The 25,676-nt window shown below is 61.9% G+C and carries 21 protein-coding genes; 12 read left to right on the top strand and 9 right to left on the bottom strand.

Features of this window, described 5'->3' with window-relative positions; translation table 11 throughout:
- Window positions 1-32: 32 nt before the first annotated feature.
- The 5 genes from KGB20_RS02880 to KGB20_RS02860 all read left to right on the top strand — a co-directional run bounded on the left by KGB20_RS02880 (window position 33) and on the right by KGB20_RS02860 (window position 4,186).
- Window positions 33-623, top strand: coding sequence for a DUF2796 domain-containing protein (locus KGB20_RS02880; protein ID WP_150813875.1), 591 nt, complete (start codon window positions 33-35; stop codon window positions 621-623).
- Window positions 624-758: 135 nt separating this feature from the next.
- On the top strand, window positions 759-1,469 hold the full coding sequence (locus tag KGB20_RS02875) for an ABC transporter ATP-binding protein (RefSeq protein ID WP_057713120.1): 711 nt from the start codon (window positions 759-761) through the stop codon (window positions 1,467-1,469).
- 1 nt (window position 1,470) lies between these two features.
- A complete protein-coding gene (locus KGB20_RS02870) occupies window positions 1,471-2,736 on the top strand; it encodes an ABC transporter permease (RefSeq protein WP_154910617.1) in 1,266 nt (421 codons plus the stop codon).
- An 11-nt stretch (window positions 2,737-2,747) separates the two neighbouring features.
- Entirely contained in the window at window positions 2,748-3,266 is a 519-nt protein-coding gene (locus KGB20_RS02865; protein ID WP_057713118.1) for a DUF3299 domain-containing protein, read from the top strand.
- Between the two features lie 221 nt (window positions 3,267-3,487).
- Window positions 3,488-4,186 carry an OmpW/AlkL family protein gene (locus KGB20_RS02860; RefSeq protein ID WP_090451676.1) on the top strand — a complete coding sequence of 233 codons (699 nt, stop codon included), beginning with the start codon at window positions 3,488-3,490 and terminating at the stop codon, window positions 4,184-4,186.
- Between the two features lie 199 nt (window positions 4,187-4,385).
- Here the strand turns inward: KGB20_RS02860 and KGB20_RS02855 are convergent, their stop codons facing one another.
- Entirely contained in the window at window positions 4,386-5,315 is a 930-nt protein-coding gene (locus KGB20_RS02855) for an NAD-dependent epimerase/dehydratase family protein (RefSeq protein ID WP_154910616.1), read from the bottom strand.
- The gene (locus KGB20_RS02850) at window positions 5,308-6,192 is read right to left on the bottom strand and encodes a sugar nucleotide-binding protein (RefSeq protein ID WP_008053852.1); all 885 of its coding nucleotides are present in this window, start codon (window positions 6,190-6,192) and stop codon (window positions 5,308-5,310) included. Before KGB20_RS02850 ends, KGB20_RS02855 begins: the two co-directional genes overlap by 8 nt.
- 355 nt (window positions 6,193-6,547) lie before the next feature.
- On the opposite strand from KGB20_RS02850, the gene KGB20_RS02845 reads away from it, so the two are divergent.
- Window positions 6,548-10,855 carry a DNA glycosylase AlkZ-like family protein gene (locus KGB20_RS02845; RefSeq protein ID WP_154910615.1) on the top strand — a complete coding sequence of 1,436 codons (4,308 nt, stop codon included), beginning with the start codon at window positions 6,548-6,550 and terminating at the stop codon, window positions 10,853-10,855.
- A 136-nt stretch (window positions 10,856-10,991) separates the two neighbouring features.
- On the opposite strand, the gene KGB20_RS02840 is transcribed toward KGB20_RS02845, so the two are convergent.
- Entirely contained in the window at window positions 10,992-13,121 is a 2,130-nt protein-coding gene (locus tag KGB20_RS02840) for a mechanosensitive ion channel family protein (protein ID WP_223532011.1), read from the bottom strand.
- Between the two features lie 354 nt (window positions 13,122-13,475).
- On the opposite strand from KGB20_RS02840, the gene KGB20_RS02835 reads away from it, so the two are divergent.
- From KGB20_RS02835 to KGB20_RS02820, 4 genes are all read left to right on the top strand, one after another.
- Window positions 13,476-14,687, top strand: coding sequence for an MFS transporter (locus tag KGB20_RS02835; protein ID WP_154862088.1), 1,212 nt, complete (start codon window positions 13,476-13,478; stop codon window positions 14,685-14,687).
- A 251-nt stretch (window positions 14,688-14,938) separates the two neighbouring features.
- Window positions 14,939-15,703 carry an endonuclease/exonuclease/phosphatase family protein gene (locus tag KGB20_RS02830; protein ID WP_223508782.1) on the top strand — a complete coding sequence of 255 codons (765 nt, stop codon included), beginning with the start codon at window positions 14,939-14,941 and terminating at the stop codon, window positions 15,701-15,703.
- Window positions 15,700-16,992: a cardiolipin synthase ClsB gene (clsB, locus tag KGB20_RS02825; protein WP_154910612.1), complete on the top strand. Its 1,293-nt coding sequence runs from the start codon at window positions 15,700-15,702 to the stop codon at window positions 16,990-16,992. The genes KGB20_RS02830 and clsB overlap by 4 nt, the downstream gene beginning before the upstream one ends.
- Window positions 16,979-17,965, top strand: coding sequence for a lysylphosphatidylglycerol synthase domain-containing protein (locus KGB20_RS02820; RefSeq protein ID WP_154910611.1), 987 nt, complete (start codon window positions 16,979-16,981; stop codon window positions 17,963-17,965). Before clsB ends, KGB20_RS02820 begins: the two co-directional genes overlap by 14 nt.
- A 138-nt stretch (window positions 17,966-18,103) precedes the next feature.
- On the opposite strand, the gene KGB20_RS02815 is transcribed toward KGB20_RS02820, so the two are convergent.
- From KGB20_RS02815 to KGB20_RS02805, 3 genes are all read right to left on the bottom strand, one after another.
- Entirely contained in the window at window positions 18,104-18,862 is a 759-nt protein-coding gene (locus tag KGB20_RS02815) for an alpha/beta hydrolase family protein (protein ID WP_150814480.1), read from the bottom strand.
- A complete protein-coding gene (locus KGB20_RS02810) occupies window positions 18,852-19,961 on the bottom strand; it encodes a DUF3182 family protein (protein WP_154910610.1) in 1,110 nt (369 codons plus the stop codon). Before KGB20_RS02810 ends, KGB20_RS02815 begins: the two co-directional genes overlap by 11 nt.
- Before the next feature lie 300 nt (window positions 19,962-20,261).
- Window positions 20,262-21,254: a GlxA family transcriptional regulator gene (locus KGB20_RS02805; RefSeq protein ID WP_057713106.1), complete on the bottom strand. Its 993-nt coding sequence runs from the start codon at window positions 21,252-21,254 to the stop codon at window positions 20,262-20,264.
- Window positions 21,255-21,355: 101 nt separating this feature from the next.
- Here KGB20_RS02805 and KGB20_RS02800 point away from each other — a divergent pair, with 101 nt between their 5' ends.
- Complete coding sequence (locus tag KGB20_RS02800) at window positions 21,356-21,916, top strand: cysteine hydrolase family protein (protein ID WP_154910609.1); 561 nt, start codon at window positions 21,356-21,358, stop codon at window positions 21,914-21,916.
- A gap of 221 nt (window positions 21,917-22,137) precedes the next feature.
- Window positions 22,138-22,638, top strand: a complete 501-nt coding sequence (locus KGB20_RS02795) for a YkgB family protein (RefSeq protein WP_154910608.1) — start codon at window positions 22,138-22,140, stop codon at window positions 22,636-22,638.
- A gap of 30 nt (window positions 22,639-22,668) precedes the next feature.
- Here KGB20_RS02795 and KGB20_RS02790 read toward each other — a convergent pair whose 3' ends face one another.
- From KGB20_RS02790 to KGB20_RS02780, 3 genes are all read right to left on the bottom strand, one after another.
- Window positions 22,669-23,541, bottom strand: a complete 873-nt coding sequence (locus KGB20_RS02790) for an AraC family transcriptional regulator (RefSeq protein WP_102672154.1) — start codon at window positions 23,539-23,541, stop codon at window positions 22,669-22,671.
- Window positions 23,542-23,703: 162 nt separating this feature from the next.
- Window positions 23,704-24,222 carry a single-stranded DNA-binding protein gene (locus KGB20_RS02785; protein ID WP_007984430.1) on the bottom strand — a complete coding sequence of 173 codons (519 nt, stop codon included), beginning with the start codon at window positions 24,220-24,222 and terminating at the stop codon, window positions 23,704-23,706.
- A 9-nt stretch (window positions 24,223-24,231) separates the two neighbouring features.
- Entirely contained in the window at window positions 24,232-25,629 is a 1,398-nt protein-coding gene (locus KGB20_RS02780) for an MFS transporter (protein WP_150814485.1), read from the bottom strand.
- Window positions 25,630-25,676: the final 47 nt, after the last annotated feature.

The raw sequence follows: 25,676 nt of genomic DNA, 5'->3' as shown, positions 1-25,676 counted from the left end.
AGTTTATTCATTTTACTTTTCGGAGACTCGTCATGCGTCGTCTGCTTCTCGCCCTGCCGTTTGCCATGTTGCCGCTGGCTGTCGCCCATGCCGCCGACGAACACGATCACGAGCATGGCAGCCTGGGTGCCCACGAACATGGCGTGGGACGCCTGAATGCGGCGCTGGACGGCAAGACCCTGGAGCTGGAACTGGAAAGCCCGGCGATGAACCTGGTGGGTTTCGAGCACGTCGCCACCAGCGATGCCGACAAGGCTAAAGTCGCCGCTGTCCGCGCTCAGCTCGAAAAACCGCTGGCGCTGTTCAACCTTCCAACAGCCGCTGGTTGCGTGGTGGAAAACCAGGAACTGGAAAGTCCATTGTTCGGTGACAAGCCCGATGCCGACGATGATCACGATGAAGACGCCAAGGACGAAGACGGCCACGAACATCACCATGATCACAGCGAAATCCACGCTCACTATCAGTTCACTTGCGCCACGCCAGCGGCACTGAAGTCACTGGACCTGGCGAATATTTTCACCCGCTTCCCGGCCACCCAAAAAATTCAGGTACAACTGATCGGCCCGAGCGGGCAGCAAGGCGTTGAAGTGACGGCCAAGGCTGCCGCGCTGAAATTCTGACCCACTGTAGGAGCGAGCTTGCTCGCGATGGACGCCAACGATAACGCGGGCAACCTGATTCACCTCGGTGCTCTCAGGTTTTTCGCGAGCAGGCTCGCTCCTACAAGGGTTCACCACCAACCTGACCGGTTTCACATGACTCAAGCACTCATCGAACTGTCCGACCTGGGCTTCAGCTGGCCCGGTCACCCGCCGCTGCTGGACATCCCGGCGTTTCGCCTGGAGCGCGGCGAAACCCTGTTCCTCAAAGGCCCCAGCGGCAGCGGCAAGACCACCCTGCTCGGTCTGCTCGGCGGCGTGCAAAAGCCTGATCGCGGCAGCATCCGCCTGCTCGGCCAGGAGCTGACGCAACTCTCGGCCGGCGCTCGCGACCACTTCCGCGTCGATCACACCGGCTACATCTTTCAGCAGTTCAACCTGCTGCCGTTTCTGTCGGTGCGTGAAAACGTCGAACTGCCCTGCCACTTCTCGAAACTGCGCGCCGAACGGGCGAAACAACGTCACGGCAGCGTCGACAAAGCCGCCGCCACACTGCTCGCCCATCTGGGTTTGAAGGATGAAAACATCCTCGGTCGCCGCGCCGATTCGTTGTCCATCGGCCAGCAGCAACGGGTCGCCGCCGCCCGCGCACTGATCGGTCAACCGGAACTGGTGATCGCCGACGAACCGACCTCAGCCCTCGATTACGACGCCCGCGAGAACTTCATTCGCCTGCTGTTCGCCGAGTGCCGCGAAGCCGGCTCGAGCCTGTTGTTCGTCAGCCACGACCAGAGCCTGGCGCCGCTGTTCGACCACAACCTGTCGCTGGCCGAACTCAATCGCGCCGCTACCCCGTCCGAGGTCTGAGATGTATCTGTTTCGTCTAGCCATGGCCAGCCTGGCTAACCGTCGTTTCACCGCGATCCTCACGGCGTTCGCCATCGCCCTGTCGGTGTGCCTGTTGCTGGCAGTGGAGCGCGTGCGCACCGAAGCCAAGGCCAGTTTCGCCAGCACAATAAGCGGCACCGACCTGATCGTCGGCGCCCGCTCAGGCTCAGTGAACCTGCTGCTGTACTCGGTGTTCCGCATCGGCAACGCCACCAACAACATCCGCTGGGACAGCTTCGAACACTTCGCCAACAACCCGAAAGTGAAGTGGGCGATCCCGATGTCCCTCGGCGACTCCCATCGCGGCTACCGGGTGATGGGCACCACCGAAGCCTACTTCGAGCATTACCAGTACGGTCGCCAGCAACACCTGCAACTGAGCGATGGCCGCGCCTTCGAAACCGACCCGTTCGAAGTGGTGCTCGGTGCCGAAGTCGCCGATGCACTGCACTACAAACTCGGTGACAAACTGGTGCTGGCCCACGGCGTGGCGGCGATCAGCCTGGTCAAGCACGACGACAAACCGTTCACTGTGGTCGGCATTCTAAAGCGCACCGGCACACCGGTGGACCGCACGCTGCACATCAGCCTCGGTGGCATGGAAGCGATTCACATCGACTGGCATAACGGCGTGCCGGCCCGGGGCGAGGGCCGCATCACGGCTGATCAGGCGCGCAACATGGACCTCACGCCGCAAGCGATCACCGCGTTCATGCTCGGCCTCAACAACAAGATTTCGACCTTTGCCCTGCAACGGGAAATCAACGAATTCCGTGGCGAGCCGATGCTGGCGATCCTGCCAGGCGTGGCGTTGCAAGAGCTGTGGAGTCTGATGGGCACTGCGGAAAAAGCCTTGTTCGTGGTCTCGCTGTTTGTGGTGCTGACCGGATTGATCGGTATGCTCACAGCGATTCTCACCAGCCTCAACGAGCGCCGTCGGGAAATGGCGATCCTGCGCTCGGTGGGCGCACGCCCCTGGCACATCGCGACGCTGTTGGTACTCGAAGCCTTTGCCCTGGCGCTGTCGGGCGTGATCGCCGGCGTGGCGTTGCTGTATGTGTGCATCGCGGCGGCCCAAGGTTATGTGCAAGCCAACTACGGCCTGTTCCTGCCGCTGTCCTGGCCGAGCGAGTATGAATGGACGCTGCTCGGTGGCATCCTGGTCGCCGCGTTGTTGATGGGCTGCGTGCCGGCCTGGCGCGCCTATCGCCAATCCCTGGCCGATGGCTTGTCGATCCGTTTATGAGGACGTTGAAAATGCCCCGCGCTGTACTTGCGCTGTTGATGCTGGTCGCCCTGCCCCTGTGGGCGGCCCAGCCAAAAGACCTGGCCTGGTCGGAGATGATCCCGCCCGACGCGCCGAAAGAAGTGCCGAACATGACGCCGTTGCATGATCTGTCGCAGATGAGCAGCACGCTCTCTGCAGAGTCGGCGCCAGCAGCCAAGCAGGACATGCCCAACGCACCGGTGGTCAAGACCCTCGACGGCCAGAATATTCGCCTGCCGGGTTACATCGTGCCGCTGGAGGTGAGCGAGGAAGGACGTACCACGGAGTTTCTGCTGGTGCCGTATTTCGGCGCCTGCATCCATGTGCCGCCACCGCCGTCGAACCAGATCGTGCACGTCAAGAGCGAAGTCGGCGTGAAGCTGGACGAGCTGTATCAGCCTTACTGGATCGAAGGCGCGCTGCAGGTCAAGGCGTCCACCAGCGAGTTGGCGGATGCCGGGTATCAGATGGAGGCGGACAAGATTTATCTGTATGAACTGCCGGAGTGAATCAGGTCGTTTTGTGTCGACTGTCAGTCCGCCATCGCGAGCAAGCTCGCTCCCACACTGGAATGCGTTCCCCCCTGTGGGAGCGGGCTTGCTCGCGAAGGGGCCCTCGAAATCGCTACAAACTCCAGTCCTTGCCAATTTCATTGAGCTACATCAAAAGACCAAATCGTTAGCCGCCTTACCATTGGACATCAAAATTTTTAACGTCCTCTGGAGCCCCCATGAACAAGTCCATGCTCAGCGCTTCGCTGGTTGCCCTTGCGCTCGCAGCCCCGCTCGCCAATGCCTTCGAAGCCGGTGACATCCTCCTTCGCGCCGGTGCAATCACCGTCAACCCGGAAGCCGACAGCTCCAGCGTCAAGGTCGATCAAGGCCCGCTGGCGGGCGCCGACCTGGGCGGCAAGGCGACCATGAGCAGCGACACGCAACTGGGCTTGAACTTCGCCTACATGCTCACCAACCACCTGGGTATCGAGCTGCTGGCGGCCACACCGTTCGAGCATGACGTGAAACTCAAGGGCACGGCCCTGAGCGCGGCCAACGGCAAACTCGGCACCCTCAAGCACCTGCCACCGACCTTGAGCCTGGTGTACTACCCGCTGGATCCGAAGTCGGCCTTCCAGCCGTACGTCGGCGGCGGCATCAACTACACCTACATCTACGACGAACACGTTGGCAGCCAGGCCCAGTCCGCCGGTTTCAGCAACTTCAAGGCGGAAAACTCCTGGGGTCTGGCGTGGCAGGTCGGTGCTGACTACATGCTGACCGATAACATCATGATCAACGCCCAGGTGCGCTACATCGACATCGATACCCGCGCCACCGTCGAGAACAACTCGATCGCACCAGGCACCCGGGCACGGGTGGACGTCGATGTAGACCCGTTCATCTACATGGTGGGTCTGGGTTACAAGTTCTAAAGAACGTTCACGTGGTGGTGAATGAGGCTTGGTGGTGAGCAGACTTAAAAATGACGGCGACTGCTGCGCAGTCGAACGGGGCGATGCGGCGATCCGACGAGCCCCCTCGCCACAGGAATTACACAAGCTGTAAGTAAATTCCGGCCGTGAAAAAGGCGCCTGTAAAAAGGCGCCTTTTTCATGTCCGCATGGAAGCGATCTATCGCCCCAGCAACCGCGCCAGCCCCACACGCATCGGTGTCTGCTCCGAGGTCGTGAAGCGTTCCAACAGGCGCCGGTTGTTCGCCCGGGAATGACGAATGTCACCGGAGCGTGCCGGGCCGTAGCTCACCGGTGGCAAATTGCCGACCACGGCTTCGAGCGCTTCGAGCATTTGCTTGAGGGTCGTCGCCTGGTTCCAGCCAACGTTGACCGCACCGACTTCGACCTGGGGCATTTCGATGGCCTGCACCAGTAAGTCGACCAGGTCTTCGACGTAGACAAAATCCCGGGTCTGCTCGCCATCGCCGAACACCGTGATCGGCAAGCCCTTCAACGCGCGCTCGCTGAAAATGCTGATCACCCCGGAGTACGGCGAGGACGGATCCTGGCGCGGGCCGTAGATGTTGAAGAAGCGGAAAATCACCGGTTCCAGCCCATGCTGGCGATGGTAGAAGTCGAAGTATTGCTCGCTGGCCAGCTTGTCCACCGCATAAGGCGTCAACGGCGCCTTGGGCGTGTCTTCGTCGATCGACTCACCTTCGCCATTGTTGCCATACACCGCCGCACTGGAGGCAAACAGCACGCGTTTGACCCCGGTCTGGCGCATGGCTTCGCAGACGTTCAGCGTGCCGATGAAGTTGCTCTGGTGTGTGCGCACCGGATCGTCCACAGAGGCCTGCACCGAAGCCACGGCGGCCAGGTGCGCCACGGCGCTGCATCCGGCCATCGCCTGGGCAACCAAAGCCGCATCGGCCACGTCGCCGACGATCAGTTCGACCTTGGGATTGTCCAGCGGCAGATTGCTGTGCTTGCCGGTGGACAGGTCATCGAGAATCCGCACCGCATGGCCCCTGGCAAGCAGGGCGTCAGTCAGGTGTGAACCAATGAAACCGGCACCACCGGTGATCAAAACGGGGCTGTCAGCCATGGCGATAGAACCTGTCCAGTAGACCGGGAAGCGCCGCACGCCAGGCGCGTGGTTTGATTCCAAAGGTGTGCAGAATTTTTTTGCAGGCCAGTACCGCGTGTTGCGGTTCTTCGGCGGCATCCGGACGCGCGGCGTGGGCCTGGGCGGTCGGGGCTTCGATGGCCAGCGGATGCAGGCTGCGGGCTTCGGTCAGAATCGCCTGCCCCAGCGCCAGCGGCGTAGTCGCCTCATGCCCGGCGTAGTGGTAGGTGCCCCACAGCGGCGCCGCGCAATCGAGTTGCTTGAGCACTGAAATGATCACACGGGCGGCATCGTCGACCGGCGTCGGATTGCCCCGTCGGTCGTCGGCCATCAGCAGCTCTTCGGGTTGTTCGGCACGGGCGAGGAAGCGGCCAAGGGCACCGTCCGGGCTGTCGTCCAGCAGCCAGCCGAAACGCAGCAGCACGTGTTGCGGGCAGGTGGCGCGCACGCTTTGCTCGATCCGCCACAACGCCTGACCCCGCAGGCCCAGGGGCACCGGTTCGTCTTTTTCGCTGTAGGCGGTGGCACGGGAGCCGTCGAACACGCGATAGCTGGAGGGTTGCAGCAGGACGATGTTGTGGTGCTGGCACAGTTCCGCCAGACGCTCGATCGCGCGCTCCTGGCCGGCCAGGCGCGATTCGCTCACCGCCTCGGCCTGAAACCAGTCGAAGTAGTAGGCAAGGTTGATCAATGCATCGGGACGGGTGTCGTCGAGCAGTTGTGTCAGGCTCGCGGCATCCCAGCCGTCTTCGGGCGGGCGGGGGGCGAGGAAACCGATGTCTTCCTCCGCACCGAGGCGAATCAGCGCCTGCCCAAGGGCATTTCCGCCGCCCAGTAACATAAGGCGCATTCGCATAGAGTCAGCAGGCCCAGTCTGATTGAAACGATGGCTTTATCGACATCGCGCCCAGGCGATGTCGTTGATAATTGCCGGAATCGTTGCATTTTGCGGGTTTAGTGCGCAACCGTCACCCGTAAAGTGTAGATCCGGGGGATTTGTGGTGCTGTCACTGGCCTCATCGCGAGCAAGCTCGCTCCCACAATGGTTTTGTGTAAACCGCCCCCCTGTGGGAGCAAGCTAGCTCCCACAATGGTTTTGTGTAAGCCGCCCCTCTGTGGGAGCGAGCTTGCTCGCGATGGGGTCCTGTCAGTCAACAGAGATCCCCAAGCGGTACTTGCATCTTGGCCCACCCACCCGCATAACTTGCTGCATGAACCTGCCCATTCCCGCAGACAGTGCCCTGAGCGGCTTCCACCCTGCCGTCAGCGCCTGGTTCAGCCACACGTTCCCGGCGGTCACCGCCGCCCAGGCCCGGGCGTGGCCGTTGATCCGCCAGCGTCGCTCAACCCTGGTCGCCGCGCCCACCGGTTCCGGCAAGACCCTCACCGCCTTTCTCGCCGTCATCGATGACCTGGTGCACCGCGGCCTGGAAAGCCCCGAAGGCTTGCCCGACGCAACCCTGGTGGTCTACGTCTCGCCCCTCAAGGCACTGTCCAACGACATCCAGATCAACCTGCAAAACCCGCTGGCCGGCATTACCGAGCAATTGCGCATGATGGGCCTGCCCGAGTTGCAGATCACCACGGCCGTGCGCACCGGCGATACTCCGCAAAAAGATCGTTCGGCAATGCGCAAGACCGCGCCGCACATTCTGGTGACCACGCCGGAATCCCTGTATGTGCTGCTCGGTTCCGACTCTGGCCGGCAGATGCTCGGCACCGCACAAACAGTGATCGTCGACGAGATCCACGCCATGGCTGCCAGCAAACGCGGCAGCCACCTGGCACTGAGCCTTGAACGCCTGCAAGCCCTCTGCCCGGAGCCACTGCTGCGCATCGGTCTGTCGGCCACGCAAAAGCCCATCGAAGCCGTCTCGCGCTTCCTTGTCGGTCGCGACCGCCCGTGCGAGATCGTCGACATCGGCCACGCCCGCCCCCGCGACCTGGACATCGAAGTACCGCCCGTGCCGCTATCGGCCGTGATGGCCAACGATGTCTGGGAGTTGGTCTACGACCGCCTCGCCGCCCTCGCCCGGGAACACCGGACCACGCTGATCTTCGTCAACACCCGACGTCTGGCCGAACGCCTGAGCCGGCACCTGAGCGAGCGCCTGGGCAAGGATGCCGTGGCCGCCCACCACGGCAGCCTGGCCAAGGAGTTTCGCCTGGATGCCGAGCAGCGACTCAAGCGCGGCGACCTGCAAGTGCTGATCGCCACCGCGTCGCTGGAACTGGGGATCGACATCGGCGACGTCGACCTGGTGTGCCAGATCGCCTCGCCGCGTTCGATTGCCGGGTTTCTGCAACGGGTCGGCCGCTCCGGGCACCAGGTCGGCGGCACGCCCAAGGGCCGTTTGTTCGCCACCACCCGGGACGACCTGATCGAATGCGCCGCGCTGCTCGACTGCGTGCGCCGGGGCGAACTCGATACCTTGCTGATCCCGCAAGCGCCGCTGGACGTGCTGGCGCAGCAGATCATCGCCGAGGTCAGTTGCCAGGAGTGGCCGGAGCAAGCGCTACTGGAGATGCTGCGCCGCGCCTCGCCCTACGCCGGACTCGACGACAAACACTATCAGGCGCTGCTGAACATGCTCGCCGAGGGTTACAACGGTCGTCAGGGCATCCGTAGCGCCTACCTGCATCGCGACGCTGTGAGCCGCACCCTGCGCGGCCGCCGGGGCGCGAAACTGACGGCGGTGACCAGTGGCGGGACCATTCCGGACAACGCCGACTACAGCGTGCTGCTGGAGCCTCAAGGGCTGAACATCGGCACCATCAACGAAGACTTCGCCGTGGAAAGCATTGCCGGGGATATCTTCCAGTTAGGCAACACGTCCTATCGGATCCTGCGGGTGGAAACCGGCAAAGTCCGGGTCGAGGATGCCCAGGGCCAGCCGCCGACCATTCCGTTCTGGCTCGGTGAAGCACCGGGGCGCAGTGCCGAATTGTCCTCGGCGGTGGCGCGCTTGCAGGCACAACTCGATGACCTGCTGGGGGCTGCGCCAGGTAACTTGCAGCCAGCGCTCGACTGGCTGACCGAGACTCTGGGTTTGAACATCGCCAGCGCCGAACAACTGGTGGATTACCTGGCCCGTGCGCGGCAAACGCTGGGTGCCCTGCCATCCCAAGACACATTGCTGATGGAGCGCTTTTTCGACGAGTCCGGCGGCACGCAACTGGTCATTCACACGCCGTTCGGCAGCCGCATCAACCGCGCCTGGGGCCTGGCCCTGCGCAAGCGTTTCTGTCGCACCTTCAATTTCGAATTGCAGGCCGCCGCCAGCGAAGACGCCATCGTGCTGTCGCTGTCCACCAGCCACAGTTTTGAACTGGACGATGTCTGGCGCTACCTGCACAGCAACAGCGCCGAGCACCTGCTGATTCAGGCCGTGCTCGACGCGCCGCTGTTCGGCGTGCGCTGGCGCTGGAATGCCGGGGTGGCCCTGGCGCTGCCGCGCTACAGCGGCGGGCGTAAAGTCCCGCCGCAGATCCAGCGGATGAAAAGCGAAGACCTGATCGCCAGCGTGTTTCCCGATCAGATCGCCTGCGTGGAAAACCTCGCCGGCGAACGGGAGATTCCCGACCATCCGCTGGTAGAGCAAACCCTCGACGACTGCCTGCACGATGCCATGGACAGCGAAGGCTGGTTGGCCTTGTTACGGCGCATGGAACGCGGCGACATTCGCCTGATCAGCCGCGACTTGCCCGCGCCTTCACCGCTGGCGGCGGAGATTCTCAGCGCCCGGCCCTATACCTTTCTCGACGATGCACCGCTGGAGGAACGTAGAACCCAGGCAGTGCTCAATCGGCGCTGGAGCGACCCACAATCCACCGACGACCTCGGCGCCCTGGACGCCGAGGCGATTGCCGCCGTGCGCGACGAAGCCTGGCCCGCGCCCTGCGGGGTCGACGAAATGCACGAGGCCTTGATGAGCCTGGCGTGCATCACCGATACCGAGGCCGGCGCCAATCCGCAGTGGTTCGACTGGCTCAAGACCCTGGCCGACAGCGGCCGCGCGAGCCGTTTGCAGATCAACGCCGGGCAATCGCTGTGGCTGGCTCTGGAGCGCCTGACCTGCCTGCGGGCGATTTATCCCCAGGCCGAATTGACGCCGTCGCTGCAAGCGCTGCCGGACTTCGACGAGGTCTGGGAAGCCGACGACGCCATCCTCGAACTGATCCGCGCGCGGCTCAGTGCCTTCGGGCCGCTGGCGCTCGATCGCATTGCCGAACCACTCGGCTTGCCCGCTGCGCAGGTCAACCAGGCCCTGGCGCAACTGGAACGCGAAGGCTATGTGCTGCGCGGTCGCTTTACCCCGGGTGCCACCCGGGAAGAATGGTGCGAGCGGCATTTGCTGGCGCGGATTCACCGCTATACGGTCAAGCGCCTGCGCCGGGAAATCGAACCGGTGGCGTTGCAGGATTTCATGCGCTTCCTGTTCGACTGGCAGCATGTGTCGAGCGCAAGCCAGGGTCAGGGCGCCGCGGTACTGCCAGCCGTCGTCGCGCAATTGGAAGGCTACCCTGCTGCCGCTTCAGCCTGGGACAGCGACATCCTGCCGGCGCGGATCAAGGACTACTCGGCGACCTGGCTCGATGAGCTGTGCCGCAGTGGCAGACTGGTGTGGACGCGCCTGACTGCGCACAACAAAAGCGCCAGCACCGCGCTGCGCAGCACGCCGATTGTGTTGCTGCCGCGCAACCGGGTCGGCCTCTGGAGCGGCTTGACCGAACAGACGCCGGTCAGCGAACTGTCGCCAAAAACACAAAAGGTCCACTCCGCCCTCAACCAGCATGGCGCGCTGTTTTTCGATGAACTGATCCATGAGGCCCATCTGCTGCGTTCGGAGCTGGAAATCGCCTTGCAGGAACTGGTGGGCGCGGGGCTGGTGAATGCTGACAGCTTCGCCGGATTGCGCGCACTGATCACCCCGGCCAGCAAGCGCCAGCCTCGCAACAGTCGACGCGGGCGCGGAGCATTCATCGGAGGCATGGACGATGCCGGGCGCTGGGTCTTGTTGCGACGCACGCCTGTCGCGCCGGTGGTGCAAAACCAGCGGACGCCTGCCGATACCCTTGAGCACATCGCCATGACCTTGCTGCGCCGTTACGGCGTGGTGTTCTGGCGTTTGCTGGAACGTGAGGCGGACTGGCTGCCGAGCTGGCGCGAACTGCTGCGTACTTTCCATCGCCTGGAGGCTCGCGGCGAGATTCGTGGCGGGCGTTTTGTCAGTGGCCTGGCGGGCGAGCAATTCGCCCTGCCCGAGGCGATCCCCTTGTTGCGGGAGGTACGGCGTCGGCCCCATGACGGCAGCCTGGTCGCGGTGTGCGGGGTCGATCCGCTGAACCTCGCCGGCACGCTATTGCCTGGCGCGAAAGTCCCGGCACTGGCAAGCAATCGGCTGGTGTATCGCGATGGGTTGGCGGTTGCTGCCGAGATTGCCGGCAAGCAGCATTTTTGGGTTGAGCTGGATCAGCAACTCAGTGTCGAGGTGCGCAACAAACTGATCCGGCACTGAGGTTGTCTGGTCTGGCGCCTTCGCGAGCAAGCCCGCTCCCACATTGGATCAATGTCCGGACGCAGATTGGTGTTCCAACATAAAACCCTGTGGGAGCGGGCTTGCCCGCGAAGAGGCCAGTATTGTCGACAAAAAACTATTGCGACCGCGGTCGATCCGGCATCAGCACCGCCGAATGGTCCGGCTCATGCCCCGCCTCGGCTGGCGGCTCGACCGCATGCCTGGGCACCAGCGCCTGCTGTGGATAAGTCTGCGCGAAATGCACCCACGGGCAGTTATCCACAAGCTTTTTCAGGCGCTGGTTGAAAGCCCGGCTCACCGCGTATTGACCACCGGACACCGTACGGAATTGCGCGGTCAGCACCACACCGTTGAGGTCCATCTTGTCGACGCCAAACACATCCAGCGGCCCTTGCAGGTTGTAGCGCAGGAACGGATCGTTGCTGATGGAATGCCCGGCCTCGCGGATCAGCTCGATGGCCTTGTCGACATCGGTGTCGTAGGTGAACTGCACCGAGAAAAACGCATAGGCGAATTGCCGCGATTGGTTGGTCACGGCCTTGATCTGCCCGAACGGCACCGAGTGCACGAAGCCCTTGCCATCGCGCAGGCGCAAGGTACGGATGGTCAGGCCTTCGACGGTGCCGGCATGCCCGGAATCGAGCACCACCCAGTCACCGATGGACAGGGTGTCTTCGATGATGATGAACAGCCCGGTGATCACGTCCTGCACCAGTTGCTGAGAGCCGAAACCGATCGCCAGGCCGATGACCCCGGCACCTGCCAGGAACGGTGCGACGTTGATCCCCAGGTTGGCCATGGTGGTGATCGCGCAAATCACCACCAGGATGATTTTGATCGCGTTGCGCAGCAGCGGCAGGATGGTTTTCACCCGCGTACTCGGCTGGCGCGCCGAGCGCTTGTTGGTTGGCGGATTCAGGGCTTCCTGAATCGCCGTGTCGAGCACCACCCAGACCATCCAGGTCACCAGCAGGATCAGACCGATGTGGCCCAGGGAATCACTGATCGCCCGGCCCACGGCATTGGTCACCGCGAATTCGAACAGCGACACGCCCCAGATCCGCCCGAGGATATCGATGAACACGATGGCCATGGCGATGCGCAACAAGGCATGTGACAAATTGAGAAAGCGCTCCTTGTAGGCGCTGCTGCGGCGCAGGTCCGCTTCGCTGCGCGTCTTGAACAGATGATGCAGCGTGGTGCTGAGAAACACCGTGGCGATCAGCAGCAGCGTGGTGAACAAGGCGCTGCGCAGCACCCTCTGGTTGTCCACCCCGGCGCCGATCAGGTTGATAATCGAAACCAGGACCATCAACAGAATCGGCCAATACCAGAGCCCGGAAAATATCCGCAGGGTTTCACGCAACGCCGGCTGGCTGAGGCGCTGGGCCAGCGGCAGGATGCGGATCACATGGGCGACAGGGCGACGCATGCGGATCACCAGCAAGCCGAAGGAAATCGACGCTGCCAATCCAGTGAACACGGCGATGCTGCTGGTGAGATTACTGCCCAGTTGATGGGCGATCTGCGGGCTGGTCAGGGCATCGCTCAGGGCCACCAGAAAACCGATGCCGAACAGCGGTCGTGGGCTGTGTTGTCGAATAATCTGCACCGCCCGCCGCTTGTGTCCGGCATTGAACATCACCACCAGCGACAGCACCAATGACGCGGCAAAGATCCCGGCACTGGTGGCATAGGCAAAACACAACGCCAGCGCCCTTCCCGCCGATATCGGCAAAAGCTGGCTGGCATAAATCGTCAACGGCAGACTGATCACCGCGGGAAGGGTGTAGGGCAGCACGTAACCGAGCAACGCCTGGCCCCGTTCGCGACTGAGCAGCAGACGGTGCTCGCACAGGCGCCTGGCGACCATCCGCCCAAGCAGCCAAAGACAGGCAAACACGGCCGCCCACACGCAGGTCAGCAGCAGGAAATCGCCGGCGACGCGCCAGGGCGAATGGGCCGATGGCTTATTGACCAACTGATCCACTTCATCGGCCGCGAGGTCGGCACGCAGGCGCCAGACGTCGAGGAGGTTTTCGTTGAGATCGAGTTTGGTCTGGACCTCGTCGATGCTTGAACTGATGGCCCCCAGTAATCCGCCTTGCACCAGCGGTTCGGGATGGGCCGGCGGCGTCGCGGCGGTCGCGGTGGTCGGCAGCCCCGGTATCGCGGCGGCTTCCAGTTGCTCGCTACCCACAAACAGCAACGCTCCCAGCAGTATCGCGGTCTTGAGCCTGATCAAAACACCCGCTCCTTTGGCTGTGTCGGTAAGGAACTGATCGAGAAATACCGGGCAAGTTCGGATATTGCCCGCAAATAGCAGGACAGTGATATCTCCTGTGGCGAGGGGGCTTGCCCCCGTTCGGCTGCGAAGCAGTCGTAAACCCATTGCATGCGGTGTATCAGATGAATTCGAATGGTAGGTTTTAGGGGCGCTTCGCACCCCAACGGGGGCAAGCCCCCTCGCCACAAATATGCATCCGCCCTCACGATCTTTGATCTGCACGCAAATATCAAATGCTCGTCCCTGTATTTTTCCGCACGATCCGAACCACGACACTGCGCTCCATCGAATGAATCCACCGGAGTTGCAGCCATGCCCATTGCCTTGCTCGCGCTGACCCTCAGCGCCTTTGCCATCGGGACGACCGAGTTCGTCATCGTTGGCCTGTTACCCACCATCGGCGCCGACCTCGGCGTCAGTCTGCCATCCGCCGGCCTGCTGGTCAGCCTGTATGCCCTTGGCGTTGCCGTCGGCGCCCCGGTGCTGACCGCCCTCACCGGCAAGGTTCCGCGCAAATTGCTGCTGTTGTCGCTGATGGTGCTGTTCACCCTCGGCAACCTGCTGGCGTGGCAAGCACCGAGTTACGAGTCGTTGATCCTCGCACGGATCGTCACCGGCCTGGCCCATGGGGTGTTTTTCTCGATCGGCTCGACCATCGCCACCAGTCTAGTGCCGAAGGAAAAAGCCGCCAGCGCGATTGCCATCATGTTCACCGGCCTGACCGTGGCGCTGGTCACCGGCGTGCCGCTGGGGACATTCATCGGCCAGCATTTCGGCTGGCGTGAAACCTTCCTCGCCGTTTCGGCCCTGGGCGTGATCGCCTTCATCGGCAGCTTGATCTACGTGCCGAAAAACATCGCCCACAGCAAACCCGCATCGCTGTTGCAGCAATTGCAGGTGCTCAAGCAACCACGCCTGCTGCTGGTGTATGCGATGACGGCCGTCGGCTACGGCGGCTCGTTCATTGCCTTTACCTTCCTCGCGCCGATTCTTCAGGACCTCTCCGGCTTCAGCGCCAGCACCGTCAGCCTGGTGTTGCTGGTCTACGGCATCTCCGTGGCCGTCGGCAACATCTGGGGCGGCAAACTGGCGGACAAGCGCGGCCCGATCAGCGCCCTGAAAATCATCTTTGCCCTGCTCGCCGCCGTGTTGTTCGTGCTGACTTTCACCGCCGGTAATCCTTGGCTCGCGCTGGCCACCGTGCTGGTCTGGGGCGCCGTGGCATTCGGCAACGTGCCGGGGTTGCAGGTGTATGTGGTGCGTCAGGCTGAGCATCACACCCCGCAGGCGGTGGACGTGGCGTCCGGCCTGAACATCGCAGCGTTCAACCTCGGCATTGCCGGTGGCGCGTGGGGCGGAGGCCTGATCGTCGCCCACATGGGGTTGATTCACACCGCATGGATCGGTGGCCTGGTGGTGTTGGTGGCGCTGGCATTGACCGCGTGGAGTGGACGTCTCGATCGCCTCGGCCCGGTGTATGCAGAACCGGCCGAGGGTTCTGCCCGCGTGATCACCGGCCACTGATAAACCCTGTGGGAGCGGGCTTGCTCGCGAAGGTGGCTTATCAGTCACATCCATGTTGAATGGACCGCCGTCATCGCGAGCAAGCTCTCTCCTACAGTTGTTCGGTAGTGCTCTACAGAGAATGTACCGTCCGTAGTCCCATCGAAACTTTCGCCGCCGCCCCGGAGTCATCCAAAAACAGGGGCCGTCAGGCGGGAGGCGACATGACAGCGAATCACACCGATGTTCCCGCACACTCAAACGCAACCGACATGCAGGTACAGGGTCCGTCCGTCACTTGTCGTTTCAAGGTGCTGACGGTCAACACCCATAAAGGTTTCACCGCACTCAACCGGCGTTTCATCCTGCCGGAACTGCGTGAAGCGGTGCGCAGCGTGTCTGCCGATGTGGTGTTTTTGCAGGAAGTCCACGGCACCCACGAACAGCACCCCAGGCGCTACACCAACTGGCCGGCGATGCCGCAATACGAATTCCTTGCCGACAGCCTGTGGCCGCAGTTCGCCTATGGCCGCAATGCGGTGTATCCGGCGGGCGATCACGGCAATGCGCTGTTGTCGAAGTTCCAGATCATCCGCCACGACAACCTCGACGTGTCCATCAGCGGCCACGAGAACCGCGGGCTCTTGCATTGTGTGTTGCGCTTGCCCGGCGACGGCCAGGAGGTGCATGCGATTTGCGTGCATCTGGGGCTGCGCGAAACCCATCGCACCGCGCAACTGAAGCTGCTCGCCCAGCGCCTGGACGCCCTGCCCGGCAACGCCCCGGTGATTGTCGCCGGGGACTTCAATGATTGGCGCCAGCGCGCCGATGCATTGCTCACACCCAGCGGTTTGCGCGAAGTCTTCGCCGAGCACCATGGCAAACCGGCGCGCAGTTTCCCCGCGCGCTTGCCGGCATTGCGCCTGGACCGCATCTACGTACGCAACCTCAAGGCCAGCCATCCGCAAGTGCTGACCTCCCGGCCCTGGTCGCACCTTTCCGACCACGCCCCGCTGTCGGTGGAGATCGAGCTATGAGCAGCCAGTCGATGGAAAAAAACACGCTGGAACACATCCCCGCTCCGCCCACCCGTGAGCCGACAGCGGTCGATGTCGAATACGGCTGGCAAGGCAGCAATCGGGTCGAGTTGCTGGAAAATGGCGAGGCGTATTTTCCCCGGGTGTTTGAAGCCCTGCGCCGGGCGCAAAATGAAATCCTGTTGGAGACCTTCATTCTGTTCGAGGACAAGGTCGGCAATGAGCTGCAACAGATTCTGATCGAAGCCGCCCAGCGTGGAGTGCGCACTACCGTCAGCCTCGACGGCTTCGGCTGCGGCGAACTGAGTACCGGGTTCCTGAACGCCCTTACCGCGGCCGGCGTGCACCTGCAAATGTTCGATCCGGCACCGAAACGCCTGGGCATCCGCACCAACTGGTTCCGGCGCCTGCACCGCAAGATCGTGGTGGTCGATGGCACCGTCGCGTTCGTCGGCGGGATCAATTTTTCTGCCGATCATCTGGCCGACTTCGGCCCCGAGGCCAAACAGGATTATTCCGTAGAAGTACAAGGCCCGGCCGTGGCCGACATCCATCACTTTGCCCTGCTGCAATGCGGTCGCCCGGCGCGCGCCAAATACTGGTGGCACCGCCGTCGGCAGCGGCGTTCGGAACTGGCCTTCAGCGATCACGATGGCCAGGTGCGGCTGGTGTACCGCGACAACGGGGAACACCAGACCGACATCGAGGAGGTTTACCGCCAGGTATTGCGCCAGGCGCAGCGCCGGGTGGTGATCGCCAACGCCTACTTCTTTCCCGGGTTCCGCTTGCTGCGCGAGATCCGCAACGCGGCCCGCAGAGGGGTGGATGTGCGGCTGATCCTGCAGGGCCAGCCAGACATGCGGGTGGCCAGGCTTGCGGCGCGCATGACCTACGATTACCTGCTCAAGTCCGGTGTGAAGATCTACGAATATTGCGACCGTCCGCTGCACGGCAAGGTCGCACTGGTGGATGAAGACTGGAGCACCGTAGGCTCCAGTAACCTCGACCCGTTGAGCCTGTCGATGAACCTGGAAGCCAACGTGCTGATCCGCGACCGTGGCTTCAATCGAGTTCTGTTCGATCGCCTGGAAGACCTCAGCGACAACCATTGCAAGGTCATGTCTCACGACATCGCGCCACGCGGGCGTGTCTGGCACATGACCGTCGGTTTTCTGGTGTTTCACTGCCTGCGGCATTTCCCGGCGTGGGCCGGTTGGTTGCCGGCGCATAAACCTCGCCTGAAACCCATTCCTCCTCCGACCGGGGCCGCTGACCATGAACCGCACTGAGCCCCACACGGCAACTCACGCCAAAAGCCCTGGAAAGACGCACTGGAGCCGCTGGAAACGACCGCTGACGATGCTGTTTTTCCTGATGCTGATCGTGCTGTTCACGATGCTCGCCCAACGCATCGAATGGAACGAAGTGTTCGATACCCTGGCCGATTTCAAGGTGCGCACACTGATCATTGCCTCGGGGCTGACCCTGGTGAGTTTTCTGGTGTACGCCTGCTTCGACCTGATCGGCCGCACCTACATCCGCCAGAACCTGACCTGGAAGCAGATTCTGCCCGTGGGGATCATCAGCTACGCCTTCAACCTGAACCTGAGCGCCTGGGTCGGTGGCATCGCCATGCGATACCGACTGTATTCGCGGCTCGGGGTCAGCAAGAGCAACATCGCGAAAATCCTCGGTCTGAGCCTGGCGACCAACTGGTTCGGTTACATGGTCATTGCCGGCGCCATGTTCAGCAGCGGGCTGGTACGCATGCCGCCGGGCTGGAAGCTCAGCAGTAGCGCGCTGCAAGGCGTGGGGGTTTTGTTATTGCTGCTGAGCGCCGGATACCTGGTGGCGTGCCGGTTTGCCAAACGTCGGGAGTGGGTGATTCGTGGTGTGGAGATTGACCTGCCGTCGCCGCGCATGGCCGTGCTGCAACTGGCCCTCGGTGCCCTGAACTGGTCGCTGATGGCAGCGGTGATCTTCACCTTGCTACCGAACAAACTGGACTATCCACTGGTGCTGGGTGTGCTGTTGATCAGCGCCATCGCCGGGGTCATCACTCACATCCCGGCCGGGCTCGGCGTGCTGGAAGCGGTGTTTGTGGCGCTGCTGCAACACGAGGCTTCGCGGGGCAGCCTGGTGGCGGGGCTGCTGGCCTATCGGGCGATTTATTTCATCCTGCCGTTGTTGATTGCCCTGGTGATGTACCTGCTGGTGGAAGCCAAGGCCAAGTCATTGCGGATTGCGAAGAAACCCAAGTGATTTTGTGCTGGTTGTGAGGACGCCTTCGCGGGCAAGCCCGCTCCCACAGTGTCTGTTGGTGGATACAGATTCCATGTACACCCTCGATCCTTGTGGGAACGGGCTTGCCCGCGAAGGCGTCCGCAAGCACACCGCAAATCACTGGGATTGAATAATGCTCAAACGCTCCCCCACCACCATCTCGGTAATCCAGCCGACAAGGATCGAGGTGTAGGCCTGCTGCGAAACCGGGTCGCTCAGCGCATGGTCGGCGCCATCGATAATGCGATGGGTCAGCGAGTGAGTCTGCTGGCACGCCGCGCGGTAACTCATGATCGTCGAATGGGGCACGTAGTCGTCGGTCTCGGACTGCACCAACAGGACATCCCCGGTGAATTGCGAGCAGGCGTGCAAGGCACGATTGCTGTCGGCACGCACCAGAGTGCTTCGGTAATCACGCAGATCCAGCTTGTCCAGGTCGCGTTTCGGCGCGTGCCATTGCTCGTCGCGATACAGCGCCGGCACCCGCAGCGCCAGCCAGCGCACGGGCCTCAGCGAGGTCAGAATCGAGGCCAGATACCCCCCGTAACTGGTGCCGACCACGGCAATCGCCGAGGTATCGAGGGCCGGGTGCGCGAGCAAGCGGTCATAGGCCGCCAGCAGGTCGCGCAAATTGTCTTCCCGGGTCACCCGGGACAATGGAATGCCGGTGCCACCGGTGTGCCCGCGCAGGTCAAAGGTCAGGCACACGCACCCCAACCCGGCGATACCTTTGGCGCGTTCCAGATCCCGCTCCTGGCTGCCGCCCCAACCGTGCACAAAGAGCACGCCGGGGACTTTCGATTTGGGACTCAGGAAGGTCCCGCTCATCTGTTCGTCGTCAATGTCGATCTGAATGGATTCGCTTCTAGCCGTCATAGGGTTTAACCGTCACGTACTTGAGGAGAAAGTCACTGGCCTGCGCCGGCCCGCGGTACACCTCGATGGCGTCCGCCGGCAGCGGCTGGTCGATGTAGGTTTCCACCGAAGACACACGAATCGCGCACATCCCCGGATCGTTGACGAAACTCTGCAAGGCCGCGACCTCGGCGCTGCTGGCGCCGCCCATGCGCCAGGACTGTTCGAGCACACCGCTGCGTGGCCGGCCATCGCTGCCGATGCCCTGGGCGATGTCGTAGTTGCGCCGCGAGGCATAGAAACCTGGGTAGGCTTCATCCGCCGCGCTGTCGAACACCTGTGCCTGGCGGATCGCCAGTTGCACGTCTTCCGGCAGATCCAGCTTCAACAATTCGTCATAGCCGCCTGGCACCACCAGCAGGTTGGACCCGCCATACACCTGTTCACCCTGAGCGTCTTCGGTCAAGTATTGATCACCGCAGTAACTGAGTACCTTTGCGCCGATAAAACTCTGGCCGACGCTGTGGGTGATCACCTGGTCCAGGTCCTGTTCGAGCACCACGCCTTCGGTGAACATCGCCTCTGCCTCGGGCTGGGCAAGCAGGTTATCGAACTCGTCGAGGCTTTTGATCACTTCCTGACCACGTCCGGCACAGGCATGAATCGGTTTCAGGCGGATCGGCCCGGTGTACAGCAAATGCTCCGCCGCCGGGCGCGCATCCTTCAGGGAGAACACGCTAAGACCGTCGAGCACCACGCTGCGCACCCGCTCGGAAAACAACGGAGCCCAGCCTCGCGGCGCATGGGCATGGTGGTTGAGCAATCCGTGACTGATGGCTTTGGTGCAGATGAAGTCGTGGTCGACATAACCGCCCCACAAATCCTCCGGGCCCTTGACCCCCAGTTGCCGGGCAGCCGCAGCGCCCACAAGGGTCTGGGTCGGCAACAGGTAGAGGTCTCGCCCTGCATGCAGTTGCGGGTCGTAGCTGCCGCCGTAGTTGAGCCCCAGTATCTGCGCCAGCCAGCGGGCCAGTGCGCGGTTGGTTTCAACTTCATGCACTGGCGCGTCGGCGAGCACCGAATGGGCGACCACCAGTTTCCTGCGGTTTGCCGGGGTCATGCATCCCCCTTCAATCGACGTTTGATGAATGTAGCTGAAGGGGTGCAGAGATCAGGCCAAGGCCCGTTGAGGGAAAAGGGGTTTTAAATCAGCCCGTTGTGCAGGAAGTGATGGCATGTGGCCTGTTTTATTCTGCACGACGCCCGTTGATACTCCGGCATTTTGCACGATTCCAGCCCACACGCCCGACCCTGTGGGAGCGAGCTTGCTCGCGATGAGGGAATGACATTCAACATTTATGTAGCAGACACACAGCTATCGCGAGCAAGCTCGCTCCCACAGGGAATCGAGGTGATGCGACTACCGCGCGACCGATCCAGAGTTCACCCCAAAACGTGTCCGATAATCACTCGGCGCCAACCCGGTGATTTTCCTGAACGTTGCGCGAAACGCACCGGGGTCCTGATAACCCACGGTCCAGGCGATGTGGTCGATGGTGCCGTTGGTGAACTCAAGCATTTCCCGGGCCTTGCCAACTCGCAGGTGCTGGCAGTATTCGGTGGGTTTGAGCCCGGTGGCCGCGCGAAAGCGTCGCAGGAAGGTGCGTTCTTCCAGCCCTGCCTTTTCGGCCATCGCCGCCAGCGACACATCGGTCGCTCCGGTGCTTTGCAGCCAGTGTTGCACCTTGAGGATCGTCGCATCGCCATGACTGAGGATCGGCGCAAAGTTGCTGCCGCACTCACTGGCGCTATCGCTGTGTTCCACCACCAGAAAACGCGCGGTGTTGGTGGCGATGCTCGGCCCCAGCAGCCGGTTGACCAGGCGCAGACCCAGTTCCGACCAGGCCATCAGCCCGGCGGTGGTAATCAGGTCGCCGTCATCGACAATCGGCGTATCGGCCTTGAGCCGGATCGCCGGATAACGTTCGGCGAAAGCTTTGGCCGAGGTCCAGTGAGTGGTGGCGCTACGACCGTCGAGCAGACCGCTTTCGGCCAACAGGATAGAGCCCACGCAAACCCCGCCCAGTGTCGCGCCGCTGGCATGTTGCTCACGCAACCAGCGAATCAACCCCTTTGGCGCCTGGCCCTCGGAAAAACCGCCGATCGATGGCGGAATCAACACGGCCACCAGGGCGCGCTCCGGGCCAGGATGGCTGTCGAAGACCCGAACCGGCGCCTGATCACCCTCGACCTGCCAATGGCTGACCCGCAACAGCGGCAACTGCGCAGACTGATGTTCGGCGGCGATCCGGTTGGCCACCCCGAACAAATCCGTCAAACCATGCACCGCCGCCATCTGCGCGCCGGGATAGATCAGTACACCTAGTTCGGCGATTGCCCTTTCTGCGTCCATTGTCAGTTTTCCCCCTTCTATTGTCGGTGCGGCCAATCCTCGGATCGCCTGCCAGAGCCAATACTTCATTCCACACCAACACACACTTCGAGGAAACAGTCATGGCCAAGCAAGCGCTCATCGTAGTCGATATCCAGAACGACTACTTCCCCCAAGGCAAGTGGCCGCTGGTCGGTGCCGACGCCGCCGCCGACAACGCCGTCCGCCTGATCAAGGCCTTCCGCGACGCAGGGGATTCAGTGGTGCACATTCGCCACGAATTCACCTCTGAAGATGCGCCGTTTTTCACCCCGAACTCCGAGGGCGCGAGGTTGCACCCGAAAGTGCTCAACCGTGCCGACGAACCGGTGGTGCTCAAACACTTCGTCAACTCGTTCCGCGAAACCGAACTGAAATCGATCCTCGACGAACAAGGCATCAAGGAACTGGTGGTCGTGGGCAGCATGAGCCACATGTGCGTCGACGGCATCACCCGGGCGGCGGCGGATTTTGGCTATACGGTCACCGTGATCCACGACGCCTGCGCCACCCGTGACCTGGAGTTCAATGGCGTGACGGTTCCGGCGGCGCAAGTTCATGCGGCGTTCATGGCGGCCCTGGCGTTTGCCTATGCCAGCGTGGTCTCGACCAACGAGTACCTGACAAGAAGCCGGAAGCTGTAAACCTTATTCAGGACAAGACAGCAAAAATGAAAAAGCCCATGGCCTCACCTGCCATGGGCTTTTAATTGCCGGTGAGTCTGGACGATCTGCATCAAACGCAATACCGCCAGCATCCTGAAAAGTCATGCCGAAGCCAACAATCACTCCACTCCCAACGCATACGCGGGGGATGTTGCTTTCACCCATGCCACTTTCTGGATAACTCACTGGAAGCCTGAACAATGAACAGCATGAATATCAGCACTGACAGCCTGTCGAAAAAAACATCCCTCGGACTCACCACCATGGCACTAGGGACCTACGGCATTTACTTCGCCCTCGCCGTTATCTACTTCTGGTTCGGGGGAATGAAATTCACCCACTATGAAGCAGAGGGGCTGGTGCCGCTGGTAAGCAACAGCCCGTTCCTGGGATGGGTCTATAACATTTTCAGTGTCGATCTGTTTTCCAGTTTGCTTGGCGTTCTGGAGATCTCCATCGGTGTACTGATTGCGGGTCGCCTGCTGTCGCCAAAGCTTTCCTTGATCGGGGGCGCCTTGTCGTCCGGGCTGTTTTTCACCACCTTGAGCTTTATGTTCTCGACCCCCGGCGTGATTGAGCCCGGCCTTGGTTTCCCGGCCATTTCGGTCGCGCCAGGCCAGTTCCTGCTCAAGGACATCGGCTTGCTTGCCGCCTCCCTGTTCGTGGCGGGCCATTCGCTGACCCGACTGGAAACCCCTTGAGCTGACAACTTCACCCGCCGATGGCCTGAATCAGCTCGATGCATTCAGGTCATCGCCATCACCAGCCAGTACGCGGCCCTCAAGGGCCAGGGATTTCATCCAGTCCCGTGGACTGCAGCCGGTCTTGCGGCGAAACGCACGGGCAAGGGCCGACGGACTTTCATAGCCCACCTCATCGGCGATCAGCGTAATCGGCCGCCCCTCCCGCAGGCGCTTCTGCGCCAGACTGATCCGCCAGCTCAGAAGATAATCCAACGGTGTTTGCCCCAGGACCGCGCGGAAATGCACCGCATAAGCGGCACGGGACATGTTCGATTCATTTGCCAACTCGGCCACTGACCAGGCCCGCTGAGGTTGGTTGTGCATCTGTATCAGCGAGCGTGACAGCCGCACATCGGCCAACCCGGCCATCATGCCGGTGCTCAACTGATGGTGGTCGAGCAAATGCCGGAACAGCAGGATGATCAACAGTTCGAACAAACGATCAAGCACGGCCTCCCTGCCGCAATGCCCGGCGCCAGCTTCACCGAACAGCCATCTCAGGGTGTCGGCCAGCAACGGCAGCTCATCCAGGGGCAACACCAGAAGATCGGGGAGCGAAGCAGATATCGGATTACTGGCGCCGCCATCGAACAGCATCGACGCACACAACAGCTGAGCACCTTCAGTCTCACTGGCGATGAGCTGATGTCGACTGGGGCGTGGCAGGAAAATCAGGCTGGGGCGAGTGATCAACAACTCACTCCTCCCTGGGCCTTTCAAAGTGACAGAGCCGGCCTGCAGCAGGTGAATATGACCGCGCTGGTCGGCGCCATCGTAGGACGCCACGCCGCAAAGCATGCCGCTGTAAAACAGGTTCGCGCGCACGCCGAACTGTGACAACAACGTAGACAGGCGATCCATAGGGCAACTCTGCACAGGGTCTGGACCCATAGCAGAGTATCACTGCGCGCTGACGGCTGGACGATCCTCGATCCCGGCGAGGAATGCCCTGGTAAAAATGCAAAAAGCCCGGCATCCATAGGGAGGCCGGGCTTTTTCAGGTTCTATTCTTTGGTGAAAGAATTAAAAAGGGATATCGTCATCAAAGCTGTCGAAATCCGGAGCCGGCTGAGGAGCGGCCTGCTGTGGAGCCGGGCGCGACTGTTGCGGCGCCGACTGCTGTGGACGTGGAGCCTGCTGGCGTGGCGCGGACTGCTGGTAGTTGTTACCACCGCCCTGGCCTTGCTGGTCGCCCTGTGGACGGCCGCCCAGCAGTTGCATGGTGCCTTGCATGTCGACCACGATTTCGGTGGTGTAACGCTTGATACCGTCTTTTTCCCACTCGCGGGTCTGCAGCTTGCCTTCGATGTAGACCTGAGAACCTTTACGCAGGTATTCGCCAGCGATTTCTGCAACCTTGCCGAACATCGACACACGGTGCCATTCGGTTTTTTCAACTTTCTGACCGGTTTGCTTGTCGGTCCACTGTTCGCTGGTCGCCAGACTCAGGTTGGTCACGGCGTTACCGTTAGGCAAGTAGCGAACTTCGGGATCCTGGCCGCAAGTGCCGACCAATATGACTTTGTTAACCCCACGGGCCATAACGTTCTCCTAGGCTACGCACGCTGCCCCGGCCGGGTTGTTCACCAGGCTCTCAAGGGTGGTGCGATCCAATAGTTCGGTGTCCAGTTTGATGTAAATCGCCGCCTCTTCCGCGACGATGACTGCATCTGTTATCCCTACGACCGCCTTCAGGCGCTCGACCAGACCCGCTTCGCGGATCGCCTCGGGCGACAACGGCAAGCGCAGGCTCGTGACGTAGGGAGGTTCGCGCATGGTAACAGCAAAGGCCAGCCAGAGGGCAGCCAGACCGGCGCATCCGAGGAACACAACCGACAGACCGCCATGCTGGAACAGCCAACCGCCAAGAATGCCGCCCAATGCCGACCCGAGGAACTGGCTGGTGGAATAAACCCCCATCGCCGTGCCCTTGCCGCCGGCCGGTGAAACCTTGCTGATCAGCGATGGCAACGAAGCTTCCAGCAGATTGAACGCGGTGAAGAACACCACCGTACCGATCACCAGAGCCCGCAAGCTATCGCCGAACTGCCAGAAGAATAGCTCAGTGAACATCAGCGTCACGACGGCGCCGAGTAAAACTCGTTTCATTTTGCGTTTCTTCTCGCCATAGATAATGAACGGGATCATGGCGAAGAAAGAAATCAGCAACGCGGTCAGGTACACCCACCAGTGCTGCTCTTTGGGCAGCCCGGCTTTCTCGACCAGCGCCAGCGGCAAGGCGACGAAGCTGGACATCAACATCGCGTGCAACACAAAAATACCCAGGTCCAGCCGTAGCAGGTCCGGGTGCTTGAGCGTCGGCATCAATGCCTGGCGCGCAACACCGGACTCGCGATGCTGCAATGTCCCGGTAGAGCGCGGCACCATGAACATGACGATCACAATGCCGAGCAGCGCCATGCCGCCCGTGGCGAGGAACAACCCGGACAGACCAAAAGCGCGGGTCAGCAACGGGCCGACCACCATGGCGACGGCGAACGACAGACCGATGGTCATGCCGATCATGGCCATGGCTTTGGTCCGATGCTGCTCCCGGGTCAGGTCTGACAACAAGGCCATGACCGCGGCTGAAATCGCCCCGGCACCTTGCAGGATTCGCCCGGCGATCACGCCCCAGATCGAATCGGCATTGGCCGCCAGCACACTGCCGAGTGCGAAGATAATCAACCCGATGTAAATCACCGGGCGGCGGCCGATGCGATCGGAAATGAAACCGAATGGAATCTGGAAAATCGCCTGGGTCAGGCCGTAAGCGCCAATCGCCAGCCCGATAAGGGCCGGGGTCGCTCCTGCCAGGTCCATCCCATAGGTCGCCAAAACCGGCAACACCATGAACATGCCAAGCATACGGAAGGCGAACACCAGGGCCAGACCGCTTGCCGCGCGGGTCTCGCTGCCGCTCATGCGCTCGCTGTGGGGATCGTGCATGGAAAAACCTCATGTGAACCGGCGGCGATTCTACCAGTCCCATCGAT

Origin of the sequence: Pseudomonas sp. BF-R-30 (assembly GCF_019956175.1) — a bacterium.
GTDB lineage: Bacteria > Pseudomonadota > Gammaproteobacteria > Pseudomonadales > Pseudomonadaceae > Aquipseudomonas > Aquipseudomonas jessenii.
This window is presented reverse-complemented; position numbering and strand designations above follow the sequence as displayed.